General features: G+C 42.1%; 14 protein-coding genes and 1 pseudogene. 8 read left to right on the top strand and 7 right to left on the bottom strand.

The window, feature by feature from the left end:
• Positions 1–48 precede the first annotated feature (48 nt).
• A complete protein-coding gene (locus tag KAI37_RS25775; protein ID WP_220030500.1) occupies positions 49–288 on the bottom strand; it encodes a hypothetical protein in 240 nt (79 codons plus the stop codon).
• A 312-nt stretch (positions 289–600) separates the two neighbouring features.
• On the opposite strand from KAI37_RS25775, the gene KAI37_RS25770 reads away from it, so the two are divergent.
• On the top strand, positions 601–1137 hold the full coding sequence (locus tag KAI37_RS25770; protein WP_220030499.1) for a YceI family protein: 537 nt from the start codon (positions 601–603) through the stop codon (positions 1135–1137).
• A gap of 77 nt (positions 1138–1214) precedes the next feature.
• Here KAI37_RS25770 and KAI37_RS25765 read toward each other — a convergent pair whose 3' ends face one another.
• Positions 1215–1892, bottom strand: coding sequence for a TetR/AcrR family transcriptional regulator (locus KAI37_RS25765; RefSeq protein WP_013312721.1), 678 nt, complete (start codon positions 1890–1892; stop codon positions 1215–1217).
• Positions 1893–2349: 457 nt separating this feature from the next.
• On the opposite strand from KAI37_RS25765, the gene KAI37_RS25760 reads away from it, so the two are divergent.
• Together KAI37_RS25760 and KAI37_RS25755 are read left to right on the top strand one after the other, a co-directional pair.
• Positions 2350–4056, top strand: a complete 1707-nt coding sequence (locus tag KAI37_RS25760; protein ID WP_076292880.1) for a CocE/NonD family hydrolase — start codon at positions 2350–2352, stop codon at positions 4054–4056.
• Between the two features lie 179 nt (positions 4057–4235).
• Positions 4236–4697 carry a phage tail protein gene (locus KAI37_RS25755; RefSeq protein WP_071644079.1) on the top strand — a complete coding sequence of 154 codons (462 nt, stop codon included), beginning with the start codon at positions 4236–4238 and terminating at the stop codon, positions 4695–4697.
• A 77-nt stretch (positions 4698–4774) separates the two neighbouring features.
• Here KAI37_RS25755 and KAI37_RS25750 read toward each other — a convergent pair whose 3' ends face one another.
• From KAI37_RS25750 to KAI37_RS25740, 3 genes are all read right to left on the bottom strand, one after another.
• Positions 4775–5716, bottom strand: a complete 942-nt coding sequence (locus KAI37_RS25750) for an NAD(P)H-binding protein (RefSeq protein ID WP_076292879.1) — start codon at positions 5714–5716, stop codon at positions 4775–4777.
• A 153-nt stretch (positions 5717–5869) separates the two neighbouring features.
• Entirely contained in the window at positions 5870–6250 is a 381-nt protein-coding gene (locus KAI37_RS25745) for a LysR family transcriptional regulator substrate-binding protein (RefSeq protein ID WP_220030498.1), read from the bottom strand.
• 87 nt (positions 6251–6337) lie between these two features.
• Positions 6338–7426 (bottom strand): GntR family transcriptional regulator, encoded by a 1089-nt coding sequence (locus tag KAI37_RS25740; protein WP_076292877.1) that lies wholly within the window; start codon positions 7424–7426, stop codon positions 6338–6340.
• Between the two features lie 290 nt (positions 7427–7716).
• Here KAI37_RS25740 and KAI37_RS25735 point away from each other — a divergent pair, with 290 nt between their 5' ends.
• The 5 genes from KAI37_RS25735 (at position 7717) to KAI37_RS25715 (ending at position 14407) form a co-directional block, all read left to right on the top strand.
• Positions 7717–9330, top strand: a complete 1614-nt coding sequence (locus tag KAI37_RS25735; protein ID WP_220030497.1) for a xylulokinase — start codon at positions 7717–7719, stop codon at positions 9328–9330.
• A gap of 1 nt (position 9331) precedes the next feature.
• Positions 9332–10027: an L-ribulose-5-phosphate 4-epimerase gene (locus tag KAI37_RS25730; protein ID WP_068939259.1), complete on the top strand. Its 696-nt coding sequence runs from the start codon at positions 9332–9334 to the stop codon at positions 10025–10027.
• A 34-nt stretch (positions 10028–10061) separates the two neighbouring features.
• A complete protein-coding gene (gene araA / locus KAI37_RS25725) occupies positions 10062–11486 on the top strand; it encodes an L-arabinose isomerase (protein ID WP_071558008.1) in 1425 nt (474 codons plus the stop codon).
• 170 nt (positions 11487–11656) lie between these two features.
• The gene (locus KAI37_RS25720; protein ID WP_220030496.1) at positions 11657–12520 is read left to right on the top strand and encodes a P-loop NTPase family protein; all 864 of its coding nucleotides are present in this window, start codon (positions 11657–11659) and stop codon (positions 12518–12520) included.
• A 387-nt stretch (positions 12521–12907) separates the two neighbouring features.
• On the top strand, positions 12908–14407 hold the full coding sequence (locus KAI37_RS25715) for a malate:quinone oxidoreductase (protein WP_220030495.1): 1500 nt from the start codon (positions 12908–12910) through the stop codon (positions 14405–14407).
• A 143-nt stretch (positions 14408–14550) separates the two neighbouring features.
• On the opposite strand, the pseudogene KAI37_RS25710 reads toward KAI37_RS25715, so the two are convergent.
• Positions 14551–14808 (bottom strand): annotated as a pseudogene (locus tag KAI37_RS25710) (SDR family oxidoreductase); the annotation flags it as partial.
• A 60-nt stretch (positions 14809–14868) separates the two neighbouring features.
• A complete protein-coding gene (nudK, locus tag KAI37_RS25705) occupies positions 14869–15831 on the bottom strand; it encodes a GDP-mannose pyrophosphatase NudK (RefSeq protein WP_071644064.1) in 963 nt (320 codons plus the stop codon).

The raw sequence follows: 15831 nt of genomic DNA, 5'->3' as shown, positions 1-15831 counted from the left end.
GACTTTTCGTAGTGCCTTGGCACCGGAATCGTCAGCCTATCGTGCAGATTATCCTACACCATCACTTTCTAACAAAGAATAAAAATTATCACGGTCTTGGTCATCAAATTTGCCAAGTGTCCGTACCCTAACAAATTCATGTCCGCCATACATGTCTATTTCCTCACCGTACCTATTGTAGAGCGCGATCATATTTCCATCCTGATTCAACTCCAAGTACCCGTAACATTTTGCTTCAGGCACTTCACCGTAAAAGAGCATAAATTTGATTTTGATCACTCTGTGCATGCAGATCCTCCCTTCCTGTCTTTCGTATTAGCTTTGAATATATACAGTATTCTCCATAAAATGTCAACAAATAAGTTTAGAGTATCAGTCTTCAGATGATCGATACCTGCGAGCTTCACCTTCGATTTAATTATGACGTGGCGGAGCTTGAACATTTCGAAATCGGATATACGAGGAAGCCGAAAAAATGCTAAAACGCTACTGACATCCCGTTGTCAGTAGCGTTTTTGTATATTAGGAGCATGCGAATAGCGCAGTGTTTTGGAGATAGGGTGACCTTTCTCAAATCTTACCATAGAGGTGGAATTTATTATGAGCAATATCAATTGGGAAGTGGATCGGGATCACAGCTCCGTCGAGTTTTCGGTGACGCATTTAATGATTAATAGAATCAAAGGAGTATTCGAGCATTTCCAAGCGATCTTGAGTTTTGACCCCAATGATTTAACAACCATGGGTATTCAGGCTTCCATAGACGCAAATAGTATCACAACTCGCCAATCGCAACGAGATGAGCACCTGAAGAGCGACGACTTCCTTCATGCAGCCAAGTATCCAACCATTACGTTTCAAAGCACCAGCTGCGTCCTTGCTGGCGAAAGGCAATATGAACTTACGGGCAATCTAACTTTGCATGGAGTAACAAAAGCCATCACTTTTCATACCGTTTTTGAAGGACTAAATAAAGACCCTCGCGGCCGGGAACGTGTAGGATTTCATTCAACAGCCAGTATCGAACGCAATGAATTTGGCTTGACATTCAACTCGCATCTGGAAAAAGGCGGGATTGTTGTCGGGAATGAAGTGAGAATCGAACTTTATATCGAGGCAATTAAAATAGTAGATTAGCGGTCCTAAAGGCCATCCTTTTATCGGGATGGTCCTTATTCAAAAACTTGCCGCTACAAGTAGATGCCTTGGCGGCCTCATGTTGAGCCTTCCAAGCCTCCATCCGATTGATCTGGCTTGTAGCATAGCTTGGGGGTGATAGTTTTATCAACCTGCGTTATCCGACAATACATGGCCATTCCTTCTTTGGTTAGATGAGGCAGTATAAGGCTCCATAGGATGGACAAGATGTTTTTTGAATTTGTAAGAAATTTTTGGAGAAGAATTATTTCCTGTGTGCCATACATATTTATCGATAGTAAAGAAATAGACAAATCTTCATATTGCCCGGCATATAATTCTTCTTTCATAATTCCTTTATTAACAAACCCCTTAAATATGTTGGTGAAAAGTGTATAGAAATCATTAACAACCTTAATTTGCATTTTAGCTATCTCCGGATACAACTTAGGCAATTCTGTAAAACTGGAGAAATAAAAGAAATATTTTTTACGGAATGCATTAAGAATTAAAAACTGCTGATTCAGCCCTTCGATAGAAATCTCCGCTGAGAAATTTAAGTTTTGGTATTCTTCATACTGCATTGCCATAACACCAATCATAAGATCATGTTTTTTTTTGAAATAGTATGTCAAATTACCAGGACTTATATTTAATGCATCGGAAATATCCCTCAATGTTACATATGCATATCCTTTTTTATTAAATAATTCAATTGAAGTCTCAAGGATCTTATCCCTTAAATTAATATCCATTTCTATCTCCTTTAGAGCGTTTGTGCTATGCACTTGAAATCAAAAGCATTATATCATAAATTGTTCCTTCAAGCCGAAATAAGTAGCTTGATTAAGAATACGGAAGAATTCGAGAGATAATTTGCGAAAATCCTCAGCCAAGAGTGCCATTCCCAATAAAGACCAGAGTTGAGTTGCTGTATTTGCAGGAATATACTGATTTTAGTACACGTGTACTAAAACTTTTCTGAATAATTATTGAAGGGAGTGAACCCACTTGCAAGAAATCAGAAAGAGACCTAGGAGATATCCTGTTTGATGTTAATGGAATTAAACAGTTCTATGATGAGGCTTCCAGCAAGGATAAGAGCCTAGTAATATATCCAGGGAAAGTTCACAATGCGATTGAACAGGATACAGAAGCACGCTGCTTATTGATTGACTGGTTTGAAGAAAAACTATCAAATGGAGGCAAGCTATGAATCCATTACCTATCGACATTAACGAAAGAAGTAATCACTTTTATGAACTTACTTGGAAAGAAGTACGGATTCCTATGAGAGACGGGAATTATCTCGCCGCAAATCTTTATCAGCCTAATGTGGATGGGAGTTTTCCAGTAATCATGACGATGTGTCCGTACGGAAAGGATCTGCATTTCTCGCAATTTGCTCCTGCTAATCCAACGATCGCAATAGAATATGCACACTCGCAGGATAAAGGGCCCTTAATTAGTTGGGAAACACCAAATCCTGAATTTTGGGTGCCGCAAGGCTATACTGTCTTGCGAGTAGATGAACGTGGTATCGGTAATTCTCCAGGAAAGCTGGATATATTATCAAATTCTTTGAAGAAGGATTATTATGATGCAATCGAATGGGCTGGAACGCAACCATGGAGCAATGGAAAGATAGGACTGCTGGGCATCTCCTATTTGGCTATGAGTCAATGGGCCGTGGCATCCGAACAACCTCCTCATTTAGCTTGTATCATACCGTGGGAAGGTACAGTAGATTATTATGCTGAATTCTGTTATCCGGGCGGAATCCAGGCGAACGGTTTTCTTTCATTCTGGTGGAAGAACGGAGTTTTGGCGCATCAATACAATCCCGATGGAAAATTCTCGGAAGAACAATTGCAAGCCAATCGCACTGATTTCCCGGAGATGGTAAAAAACAATCCATTACGTGATCAATCGTGGACGAATCGATTTTCTGATTTGAGTAAAGTAGAGGTACCTTTATTATCCGCAAGCAACTGGTTTAGCGCCGGAATGCATACCCGTGGAAATTTTCTGGGTTTTCAGAATGCGGTATCAGAGCACAAGTGGCTTGAAGTACATATTGGGAGCCATGTTGGTGCATTTTACACCGCTCAGGGTCGGGAACTGCAGAAAAAATTTCTGGATTATTGGCTTAAAGGAATCGATACTGGCATAATGAGAGAACCGAAAGTGAAGCTTGCCATTCCTCGCGGAGGCAATAACTACACATGGCGCTACGAGAACGAGTATCCGCTTAAGCGCACCCAATGGACCCGCTTTTACCTTGATGCAAGCTCGAATCTGCTTTCGCAAGAGCCTCCGCAAGCCAAGGCGCAGCTTTGCTATGAAGGCGATAAGGAGTGCGAGTCAAAGCACTGGGCGAAGCCATTTATGGTGAGAGAATTCTCGAGAGAGGAAAACAATTCAAAGCGTGTTCTGTTTGAAACCGATCTGTTTGATAACGAAACAGAAATTCTCGGGCCTATCAAGCTCCGTTTGTGGGCATCGTCAACTACAGATGATATGGACATTTTCGTATCTTTGCGAAATATTGACTCACTAGGCAATGAGGTCGTTAACTCAGGAGCACTAACAGAGAAATTTCCAATTAGCCAGGGCTGGCTGCGCGCTTCTTTACGTAAAACTGATGATGAATTATCTACAGAGTATAAGCCTTATTACACCTTCGATGAGTTTCAAAAGCTGGTTCCAGGCGAAGTCTATTGCTTGGATATTGAGATATGGGATAGCGCAATTGTTGTAGCTAAAGGAAACCGATTGCTCCTGGAAATTGGAAGCCAGAATCAAAGCGGCTGCGCACTGCTGACTCAGACGGGGGATGACAGGGTTTGGGATGCAGACATTACTCTGTATACAGGGGATGAATTTGATTCTTATTTGTTGCTGCCGATCATACCCTAACTGAGTTCAAATTGACATGCTTCCCAACGCCCATGTTCCCTCAGACAGAAGGAAGTTGGAGAGAATATTCCTTTGGATCGGTGACGATTTATGTGTACCAGTAAGTTGTGAGCTCCAGAACCGTACCATAAGTAGCGGCAAGTTTTTTTGGGCATAATGAGATAAAAGGAGAGGTGGAAATGTCCTATATCGTTGATTTTAATAATGTGTCTACGGTTGGTTTAGAGTCTTCACCTGTAGTAGAAGCGCTTGCTGGTTTGCGCGCTAATGAAGCCCGTTACTTTATGAACAAATACAAGCATGAATTTACGGTTGTGTCAGCTAGTGAAAGTCAGGAGACCCTTGATTATGTGAACCGAATTCTGAAAGAGCGTGATATAGAGTTTGCGGCCAAACCTTTAGAAACGTCACGTTTTCAAGTGGAAAATATTAAATTTGCTTATGTCTTTTATGAGGATGGTCTTGAGGTCAACGTCATGTATACGGTTGATGACACTAAGAAGCGGGCCGTTGGGTTTAAGCTTTCTGAGGGGATGGAGGTACCAAAGGAGCTAGAAGGGAAGTTTAAGTTTGCTAGGCAGAAGTCAAAACTAGCTGGAACAATTCGGGGTTCGTTTTTTGTAATTAAAGGAGAATACTAAAGTAGGCAAAAGCGCAATTGGAGAAATCGGATGTAAATCAGCTTCCGATCTCTCCGCAAACATGATCATGACTTGGATTATTTATCTTTGGAGTGTCGTTCACCCACTTGGTACTCATTCGCATGTTCAAACATATATTTCACCGTTACGGGACCTTGGCCCGTCAGCTTCTTAAAGTCGTCCGTAAATATATCCATTTTTCCTAAGCGAATAGCTTGTCCAAAGGTAACCATACCTTCAGAAGAGAAGGGGGCTTCGGAGTCCTCCGCAAATTTGCCATCCGTTGTTCTGGGAACACCCATGGCATCAAATATGGCGTAGTTTTCTTCATCCGTGATCTGCTTGTAGGTAATATGATGATCCGTTACTTCATTTCCAATCTCAATAAAGTCGGACATTGTTATTAATTCAGGACCATTTATATTTAATATCGCCTCATGATAATTGCTTGCTGCTAATGCATAAGCGACAGCTTTGGCACAATCTTTCCGTGAGATATAGGCCATCTTGCCGTCACCCTGATTATTTTTCAACACGCCGTCAGACTTCACATAGGTGAAGTAATTGGTAACCATGGCTTCCGCATATTGCGAATTACGCAGGAAAATATAATCTAACCCGACACTTTTGATATAATCTTCCGTATAGACGTGGTCCAGTTTTTCAATACTTGGATTGGATTCATCCGCCGCGTTAACCAATGAAGTATAGATGATTTGTTTTACTCCAGCTTCTTTCGCCGCATCGATCACGTTTTTGTGTGCATTTTGGCGTTTTACCCCCACAAAAGGCATAGAGATTAAAGCAAGCTTATCTGCATTAGCAAAAGCTTCTGCAAGACCGTCTATTGTATTGAAATTGGTCACATGCGTTTCAATACCTTGTTCGGCATACCCTTGTAAAGATGCCGGATCATATGCACAAAAAATAATTTGGTCTTTTTCTACTAATTTCAATAAAAATTCAGCTGCTTGTCTGCCCAGATTGCCATCCACACCCGTTAATAATAACTTACCCATGTTTGTCGTCACTCCTTGCTGAAATGAACTATACTTATATATTATGTGAAAAAAATAACAAAGTATAATACAAAAAACTTATGGGCTATTGCTAAAACGAATTTTGTATTTGTTGCAGGAATGAGTCGGACCTCTTCTTTCAGGTCAGCAAGATCAATCTCCAATAACCATTGGATTCAGCATGACAAGCGGATACTTATATAACTCTTCCTTTAAGATGGACTCAAAACTGAAGAGAGGATGTTGTTTACTTACAGCCGCGCAGTAGCGTCCGCTATATAATGTATGGGTTAGGATTTCTTCTTTCCCTTTAAACTCTGAGTCAAAGGCAATGGCTACGTCATGTATTCCTTTTTGCAGATACTCAGCGATATCCTTTAGCAATACTTTATTTAATTCAAGTTTAATCTTTGGATGATTTTCTTTAAATGAAGGGATGAATTTTAACAAGCTTTGGATATCTGTGATTGCAGCATATTCGATACTCAATAGTTGGGTATTATATTTTTGAAAATTTTCCATGCTTGTTTTCATATGATTCCCGTCATAAATTCAAGCCAGCATACCCTAATGTTAATGGCAAACTGGCGGTTCATAATTTGGAGGTAAAATGAGCACCATCTACTTCAGTCTCTTCTTTACCGTCTCTCCTTCAATTAATACAGGTTGATAATAGGTGTGGTTGCGTAGCTCCTTCTTTCCTTGCAGTTTCTTAATAACCCAATCGGCGGCATCACGTCCCATTTGTTCCTGTGGGTGTGTTAATGTCGTTAGTTTGATGTTTGCATTCTTGGAAATATAGGAATTATCTTGACCAATAATGGATATGTCTTCGGGAACAGATATACCAAGTTGTCTGCATACATGTACAACTTCTAATCCTACCTCGTCGTTATAGCAGACAATTGCGGTTAACTCGTCTCTTTGTTCGGTTAGGAATTTTTTTAAGTTGGCGGACAGGTCCTGCTTCATCTCTGTATAGAATGAGAGCACTTGCTCTGGGTGAAACCGTAATTTGGCTTCTCCAAGCGCTTTGATATAGCCCTTCATTCGATGCTTTCCTTGTAAATCATCCATTTTGGCAATGATACCAATGTGTGTGTGTCCGTTAGCAATCAATTCTTTTGTTGCCAGATAGCTGGATTGTACATCATCGAGACAAAAGAAAGGAACTTCCAACTCCTCATAATAAGCATTTATCATGATGAACGGAACATCCTGCTCCTTGAACGTCAAATAGTAAGAGATATTGGGATTATATAGATTGCTCTTCGTAGGCTCAATGATCAAGCCATCCACACCAAAGGACAACATCATCTCCAAAGCTTTCTTTTCCTGTGCGACATCATTATTTGTACTAGCTAATAGCAATGAATAATTATCTTCATTCAATCTAGCTTCAATCCCGCGAATAATAGAAGGGAAGATGTAATCGGAAATATAGGTCGTGATGACTCCGATGGTTTTATTACTGGAATTCCCGCCGGTTTTTGATCGGAATTGGTTGCTGACGTAAGTGCCCGATCCTTTTTCACTTCTTAAAAAACCCTCGTTGGATAGTTCTAAAATAGCCTTTCGTACCGTCTGGCGACTAACTTTATACATATCCTGCAAGGCCGATTCCGTTGGAATTTGCTCTCCTACGCTGTATGCTCCTGATAGAATGTTGCTCTTTATATCCTCAAGGATGACCTGATACTTTGGTTTCACTTTATTCCTTCTTTCCTGGTTGTCCTAATACTAATTTACCTACCCATAATATTTGTATGTACATATTTTAGCATAATTATGAGCTTATTATAATCCATAGCCTAACATGCATTAATAATAAAGGAAAAGTAGATAAATACTCGGTTTATCAGAATATTTGTATGTATAACTATGTATGTGTGTTGACAAATGTACGAACAAAAAATATACTAAGGTTGTAAATTAAAGAAAGCGCCTTCTTTCAATTATTGCGATTATAACAGTTGTTCAGAGAGAGGAGTAACGTGAGCATGGATCAAGACATTAAACAAGCGATTACTAAGGGAGAAACTTCACTTGGTATCGAATTTGGATCCACACGTATTAAGGCAGTGCTGATTGATCATCATTTTGAAACAATCGCATCTGGAAGCTATGAGTGGGAAAATCTCTTGGTAGACGGTTATTGGACGTACAACTTAGAGAGTATTATTACGGGTCTGCAAGAGGCTTATAGTGAAATGAAGCAAGAGGTTGAGCGGAAATATGGAATCACCCTTCGTACCGTTGGTTCTATAGGATTCTCTGCAATGATGCACGGATATATGGCTTTTGACAGCAAGGGCGAGTTGCTTGTTCCGTTCCGTACTTGGCGGAATGCGACAACTGGTGCTGCAGCAAAAGTGTTAACTGATAAATTCCAATTCAACATCCCTGAGCGATGGAGTATTGCTCATCTGTATCAAGCTATATTGAACGAAGAGCAACATGTCCCTCAAATTGATTTTATGACGACGTTAGCTGGATATATCCACTGGCTGCTGACTGGCAATAAGGCCATTGGCGTCGGAGATGCTTCGGGCATATTCCCAATTGATGAGACTACACATGATTATAACGAATCGATGGTTAAGCAGTTTGATGAACTTATTGCAGCCAAAGGTTACGATTGGAAGTTAGAAGGAATTCTTCCTAAAGTTTATATTTCAGGCGATCAGGCAGGTGTACTAACCGCCGCTGGAGCCAAAATCTTAGATAAATCCGAAGATTTACAACCAGGTATTCCGCTTTGTCCTCCAGAAGGCGATGCGGGAACAGGGATGGTCGCTACGAATAGTGTGAGAAAACGGACTGGCAACGTCTCTGTGGGAACCTCGGTTTTTGCCATGCTTGTATTAGAAAAGGATCTTTCAGCGGTATATCCGGAAATTGATCTGGTGACTACACCGAATGGTAATCCGGTCGGAATGGTTCATGCCAACAACTGTTCAAGCGATCTCAATGCTTGGCTGGGATTGTTCCGTGAGTTCTATGAGGCAATGGGGCAAAAGGTGGACCCGAATCAATTATTCAGTGTGTTGCTGAATAAGGCTTTGGAAGCAGATCCAGATGGCGGCGGCTTACTTAGCTACGGATATTTGTCAGGAGAGAATATCACCGGAATAGAGAAAGGCCGGCCATTGTTTGTCCGCTCCCCTGAGAGCCGTTTCAATTTGGCCAATTTCATGCGGACTCATCTGTTTACTGCGTTTGCTGCTTTGAAAATCGGAATGGATATTTTGACAAAGCAAGAAAATGTCGCAATTGACAGCATTCTGGCTCACGGTGGTTTATTTAAAACCCCTATTGTCGGACAAAAAATTGTTGCTGCTGCCATGAATGTCCCGGTATCAGTGATGTCAACAGCTGGAGAAGGCGGGGCGTGGGGTATTGCTATTCTGGCTTCTTACATGATGAACAAGGCTCAGCAAGAAAGCCTGGAAGACTTCCTCGACCAAAAAGTATTTAGAGATGCTGAGGGGCAAGAAATTTCTCCTGACAGTTCCGACGTTAAGGGATTCGAAGCATTCATGGAACGCTACACACAAGGTCTAGCGATTGAACAGGCTGCTGTAGATAATCTAGTGGAAAACTGGAGGGATTGACGTGTTAGAGCAACTGAAAGAAGAAGTATATCAAGCCAATCTGGATTTGCCTAAACATGGACTCGTGAAATACACCTGGGGTAACGTAAGCGCTGTTGATCGTGAGAGCCGCTTATTCGTTATCAAACCTAGTGGTGTTAGTTATGACACGATGAAACCTAGCGATATGGTGGTTGTTGATTTTGATGGCAATGTTGTTGAAGGAGAAATGAGACCTTCATCAGATACACCGACTCACGCTGTACTTTATAAGCATTATGCAGAGATCGGCGGTATTGTACACACGCATTCGACTTGGGCGACCATTTGGGCTCAAGCAGGCCTGGATGTACCTGTAATGGGGACTACTCATGCAGACACCTTCTATGGTTCTGTTCCTTGCGCCCGTTTCTTGACACAAGAGGAGATTGATCGTGGTTACGAAGCGGAAACCGGCCGTGTCATCATCGAGACTTTTGAGCAGCGCGGGCTGGATATTTTAGCAGTGCCTGGTGTTCTACTTAAGGGTCATGCTCCCTTCACTTGGGGCAAAGATGCAAAATCGGCGGTAATGAATAGCGTCGTGTTGGAAGAAGTTTCGAAAATGAATTTATTCGCACGAGAATTGAATCATTTTGCTGAAGAATTGCCGCAGCGCATTCTAGATAAACACTATTTACGCAAACATGGGAAAGACGCGTATTACGGGCAAAAGTAATATAAACTAAAAAATTAAGAAAAGAGGATGAATGATGTCAACAGTAGGTACAAAACAGTTCTGGTTTGTCGTAGGTTCACAACATCTGTATGGAGAAGAAGCATTAGCAGAAGTCAAAGCACACGCACAAGAAATGACCGATGCCTTAAATAAGAGTGGCGTTCTGCCTTATCCGCTTGTATTGCAGGATCTGGCGGTTAGTGCAGACAAAATCACCAACCTCATGAAAGAAGTCAACTATCGTGACGAGGTTGCCGGTGTCATCACTTGGATGCATACCTTTTCACCTGCAAAAATGTGGATTCGCGGTACTAAATTGCTGCAGAAGCCGCTGCTTCATCTTGCTACACAGTTCAATGAAAGCATTCCTTGGGCTACGATTGACATGGACTTCATGAACCTCAATCAGGCAGCTCATGGTGACCGTGAATATGGATTCATCAATGCCCGTCTGAAGAAACAGAATAAAGTGGTCGTAGGGTACTGGGAACGTGCGGAAGTGCAGAAGCAAATCGCAGAGTGGATGGATGTAGCGGTTGCTTATAACGAAAGCTTCAATATCAAAGTTGCCCGCTTTGGCGACAACATGCGTAACGTTGGCGTTACGGAAGGTGATAAGGTCGAAGCTCAAATTCAATTTGGATGGACCGTTGACTACTTCGGAATTGGCGACCTTGTTCAGTACGTCAATGCTGTGAAAGAAGAAGAGATTGATGCTTTGTTTGCGGAATACTCCGAACTTTATGAATTTGATTATGGTACTTACAGCAAGGAAGCTTGGGAAGCCAGCGTAAGAGTGCAAGCAAGCTATGAAATTGCCCTTAAACGGTTCCTGGATAATGGCGGCTATACTGCCTTCACTACGAACTTCGAAGACCTCTATGGTATGAAACAGCTTCCTGGTCTTGCGGTTCAACGTTTGATGGCACAAGGATATGGCTTCGCCGGGGAAGGGGACTGGAAGACGGCAGCGCTCGATCGTCTGCTTAAAGTAATGAGCCATAACCAATCCACTGGCTTTATGGAAGACTACACCTATGAATTAGCGGCTGGTCAGGAATCGATTCTTCAATCCCATATGCTTGAAGTTGACCCAACGTTGGCAAGCAACAAGCCTAAAATCATCGTTTCTCCGTTAGGTATCGGCGATCGTGAAGATCCAGCCCGTCTAGTGTTTGACGGCAAGGCAGGAGACGGTGTGGTTGTTTCCATGGCTGACTTTGGCACGCACTATAAACTGCTGATCAATGAGGTTACTGCATTTGAACCGACAGTTCCTGCTCCAAATCTTCCTGTGGCCCGTGTACTGTGGAACGTGAAGCCAAACTTCCAAGATGGGGTTAAAGCATGGATTGAGAACGGCGGCGGTCACCATACCGTGGTTTCCTTGAATCTAACCACAGACCAAATTGTTACTTATGCAAAACTGGTTAACCTGGAATACGTGATTATTAAGTAACTAGAAGATAGTCATCTATAAAAGCATTGGGTCAGTCCTCAGGGCCCAATGCTTTTTATTGATTTTCTAAGGATGTCGAGATAAGGGGAGGTTTTTAAGCTATCTGGCGATATAACGAAACAATAGGATTCTCCTTAAGGTAATCATTTAATTCATAAGGATGTGATACTATGGCGAGTTTACCAGCTACGAAAACGAAATTGGTTATCGTTGAAGGTATACCTGGCTCTGGCAAATCCACATTATCTAGGTACATACATGACATGGTAAACACACATCAAATAGAATCGGAACTATTTTTAGAAGGGAACTTACGACATCCCGCTGATTATGAATCGGTTGCATGTATGCCAAACGAAGAACTTGAACGGCTTCGATCAATCTATTCCGAGGTGTTTCATTACATTGATCCTTTTGTATCTTTGAATGGCAACGACTCTTTAATCGCCTATGCGCTTGCGCAACAATCAGCTCATAATGAAATTCCTTCTAGTTTGTATGAGGAAATTCGGCGTTATGAAATCTACGATGGAGTACCTGTAGAAAAGCACTGCGGGTTGATGATTCAACGTTGGAAGTCTTTTGTTAAAGATCAACGAGAAAAAGAAAAGCTGACCATACTCGAATGCTGTTTTTTACAGAACTCAGGGTGTGCATTACTCGCCCGGCATGATGCTGGAGAAGATCGTTTTATTCAGCATGTATTACAGATTGCGGAGCAAATTCAGGAGTTAAATCCAATTTTGTTCTATTTGAAGCAACCGAATGTGGGTGAGACGATTGAGCGAGTTAAAACAATGAGATCTCAAGAATGGTTAGATTTCGCGATTTGGTACCATACGGAGCAAGATTATGGAAAGAGGAAGGGTTTGCACGGGTACGAAGGATATATTCAGTTCCTTGAACATCGACGTGATCTAGAATTGCAAATCATTGAGCAACTCCCTTTTCAATCATTTATTATGGATAACTCCGATTATGATTGGGAGAATCAACAACAGACCGTTTTGAATATCATGATGAAGTATTTATAAACCGTGAAGCTCATTCCAGAAAACGTTAGTGCAATTAGAAAGGGCCTATCCCGTAAAGACATATTTTACCGAATTATTCATATACATGGACTCTACGGGTGTGTTTACCGAAGAATTGTCGGTGTCTGTTATTACTGCTAGTAAGTGAAGCTCAAATAATACAGCGTGTTGAGATCAATTCTTATTATTTCTGCAAAGAAAATTCTCACTTTTTAGCAGAAATGATTTATAATTATCAGATAATAGACAATATAATTTTTAAAAGATTATATTTTAGTTATAATAGAGACAGAAAAGATATGTTCCTGAGTGGAGCCTTGCTTCTTGGATCACCTAAGCAGGAGGGCCTGCTCTTTTTTGCAAATATAAGAGATAAGGAAGGTTTTTATGAATAGCATTCAGAAAAAAACAGACATTATCTTAATTGGTGCCGGAGTCATGAGCGCGACTCTGGGATCATTGCTGAAAGAGTTAGCACCGGAATGGGAAATTAAAGTGTTTGAGAAACTCGCAAACGCAGGAGAAGAAAGCTCTAACGAATGGAATAATGCAGGTACAGGCCATGCTGCACTGTGCGAGCTGAACTATACTTCCGAAAAAGCTGACGGATCTATAGATATTCGTAAAGCTGTAGACATTAATGAGCAGTTTCAGCTTTCAAGACAGTTTTGGTCTTTTCTTGTAAACAGCAATTTGATTCGTAATCCACAGGATTTTATCAAACCAATACCGCATATGAGTTTGGTAACAGGAGAGAAAAATGTATCTTTTTTGAAAAAAAGGTTTAAAGCGCTTTCAACTATTTCTCTGTTTCAAGGCATGGAATTCTCCGATGACCCTGAAAAGCTGAAGGAATGGATTCCGCTGATTATGGAAGGCCGTACATTGAATGAACCAATCGCGGCAACCAAAATCGACTCTGGAACAGATGTCAACTTTGGTGCTTTAACACGCATGTTGTTCGAGCATTTAAAAAGTAAAAACGTCGACATCAAATACAAGCATAGTGTAAAGGATATTAAACGTGCGAGCGACGGCTCGTGGAAAGTTAAAGTCCATAATCTGGACAACGGCAAAATCGAATACCATAATGCCAAATTTGTCTTTATCGGTGGTGGGGGTGGAAGTCTACCTTTGCTACAAAGAACTGGTATTCCTGAGTCCAAATATATCGGGGGATTCCCGGTAAGTGGACTATTTATGGTATGTAACAATTCTAAGATTGTCGCCCAGCATCATGCAAAAGTATACGGTAAAGCTAAGGTTGGTGCTCCTCCCATGTCTGTTCCGCATCTGGATACAAGATACATCAGTAACCAAAAAGCACTGTTATTTGGACCGTTTGCCGGCTTCTCACCGAAGTTCTTGAAAACGGGTTCAAATTTGGATTTGATCGGTTCTGTAAAACCCAATAACCTCATCACGATGTTGGCGGCAGGCGCAAAAGAGATGGCATTGACCAAATACCTGATCCAGCAAGTGATGTTATCGAATGAAAAGCGTCTGGAAGAATTACGCGAGTTTATTCCGAACGCCAAAATCGAGGACTGGGGGATTGTGGTAGCGGGTCAACGTGTGCAGGTGATCAAAGATACGGAGGGCGGTAAAGGAACACTTCAATTTGGCACGGAAGTGGTTAGTGCCGCTGATGGTTCGGTAGCTGCACTGCTCGGCGCTTCTCCGGGTGCTTCTACTGCTGTTCACGTTATGCTGGAAGTATTGGAAAAATGCTTCCCACAACATATGGAAGAGTGGCAACCCAAAATAAAAGAGATGATTCCTTCTTATGGGGTGTCACTAGCGGAAAATCCAGAGCTTTACCAAGAAATTTATGATTCCACAACGGAGGTGCTAGGTCTGGGCGAAAAAGAGCCGCTTCATCGTTGATTTTGCATGGCTGGTAACTGGATCATCCCACTACTTTTTAATAAAATGTACAGTAATCTTACGATATATTTTAAAGTCGAATAAGCAACAACACCAAGCGGTGGGGAGCCCCCACCGCTAAAATGTTTGTTTAACAATACAAAGTTTTGCAATCCTTCCGCATTTTCGATGTCTGCTACAGTGATCACAGTAATGATGTAGCGCGCTAACCCCTCTGAGATGGCGCGCACGGCGAACTTCGTACCGGAGTAGACCGACTGGTTTGGCACAGTCTTATGTCCTGCTACAGAAGCGATGGTCACGAAATGTTCGGAACCCTGTTTGTGCAAGATAGGCAGTGCTGCGGCTATACCGTACAAAACGCCTTTAATATTGACATCAATCATGTCCTCCCAGTCCTCGAAACAACCGTGGGGGATGCCCAGAGGCAAGTTGTCTTTGGTCTGCTTAGAGAGGATATATCACACCAACGGAAGTTCGTCGAGCCGTTCGTAAATCAACAATCCTTTCTCTTTCGCCACCCTTACCATTTCATCGGCGCCCTGAGAGGGTCCTCCAACTCGAAGCACGGCGTTACAGTAATCAAGCAGGCGAATGGAAGACGGATGAAAGATTCTGTTAAAGGTCTCGTCTCCCAGAGTAGTGGAACCAGCTGTTGCGATAAGGGGCAAAGCATACCACTCCCCCAGCACCGGCATATGACCAGCCTCGTAAACTTGAAGAGCAATTTCATTCATGTAGTTGACGTTCTTCTCAATTAATACATGATCATCATTCGTTCCAGATCGATACGGGCCTGCGATAAGGATATGAAGCGGTTTCGATTTCACTTTCAAGAGTCCTTGGATCTGAGCGTATTGGAGCAGCATTATCGTCTTGGCGTCGCGAATCTCGCCGCTTTCGACCATGTTTAGCACTTGAGCAAACGGGAGTTCCATCACTTCAATGTTTTCCTGCTCCTCGTCAAGGCCACCACCGCCACCCGTTGTCATATCTTCACTATACTCGGCCACATAGAAGTGCAGGATTTCGGTAACAGAGCCCGGTGACATATAGGCCTCGCCAACTTTCTGCACACGGTCGATACGGTATCCCGTCTCCTCCTCCGTCTCCCGAAGAATACCTTCTTCCGGTGTTTCTTTATCGAGTAGTCCTGCACAGGTTTCGATAAGCATCCCAGTTTCATTGCCGTTCCGATAAGTAGGCATCCGGAACTGTCTGGTCAGCACAACGGTTTGTTTGTGCCGATTATAGAGCAGGATCGTTGCACCATTGCCGCGATCGTACACTTCACGGGATTGTGTCTCCCATTGTCCATTATTTTTTTCAAACTCGAATGTGACCTTATTTAGGATGTACCAGTTATCCGATAGAAGCTCCTCTTTTACAATCCGTACTCTTGGGTGATACTGTTGTGCCTTCAT

Source organism: Paenibacillus sp. S25, assembly GCF_019454085.1.
GTDB lineage: Bacteria > Bacillota > Bacilli > Paenibacillales > Paenibacillaceae > Paenibacillus > Paenibacillus polymyxa_B.
This window is presented reverse-complemented; position numbering and strand designations above follow the sequence as displayed.

Bases quoted from the DNA above. Each gene is read 5' to 3' on its own strand.
- KAI37_RS25775 (WP_220030500.1), bottom strand. From the start codon at position 288: ATGCACAGAGTGATCAAAATCAAATTTATGCTCTTTTACGGTGAAGTG.
- KAI37_RS25770 (WP_220030499.1), top strand. From the start codon at position 601: ATGAGCAATATCAATTGGGAAGTGGATCGGGATCACAGCTCCGTCGAG.
- KAI37_RS25765 (WP_013312721.1), bottom strand. From the start codon at position 1,892: ATGGATATTAATTTAAGGGATAAGATCCTTGAGACTTCAATTGAATTA.
- KAI37_RS25760 (WP_076292880.1), top strand. From the start codon at position 2,350: ATGAATCCATTACCTATCGACATTAACGAAAGAAGTAATCACTTTTAT.
- KAI37_RS25755 (WP_071644079.1), top strand. From the start codon at position 4,236: ATGTCCTATATCGTTGATTTTAATAATGTGTCTACGGTTGGTTTAGAG.
- KAI37_RS25750 (WP_076292879.1), bottom strand. From the start codon at position 5,716: ATGGGTAAGTTATTATTAACGGGTGTGGATGGCAATCTGGGCAGACAA.
- KAI37_RS25745 (WP_220030498.1), bottom strand. From the start codon at position 6,250: ATGAAAACAAGCATGGAAAATTTTCAAAAATATAATACCCAACTATTG.
- KAI37_RS25735 (WP_220030497.1), top strand. From the start codon at position 7,717: ATGGATCAAGACATTAAACAAGCGATTACTAAGGGAGAAACTTCACTT.
- araA (WP_071558008.1), top strand. From the start codon at position 10,062: ATGTCAACAGTAGGTACAAAACAGTTCTGGTTTGTCGTAGGTTCACAA.
- KAI37_RS25720 (WP_220030496.1), top strand. From the start codon at position 11,657: ATGGCGAGTTTACCAGCTACGAAAACGAAATTGGTTATCGTTGAAGGT.
- KAI37_RS25715 (WP_220030495.1), top strand. From the start codon at position 12,908: ATGAATAGCATTCAGAAAAAAACAGACATTATCTTAATTGGTGCCGGA.
- nudK (WP_071644064.1), bottom strand. From the start codon at position 15,831: ATGAAGGCACAACAGTATCACCCAAGAGTACGGATTGTAAAAGAGGAG.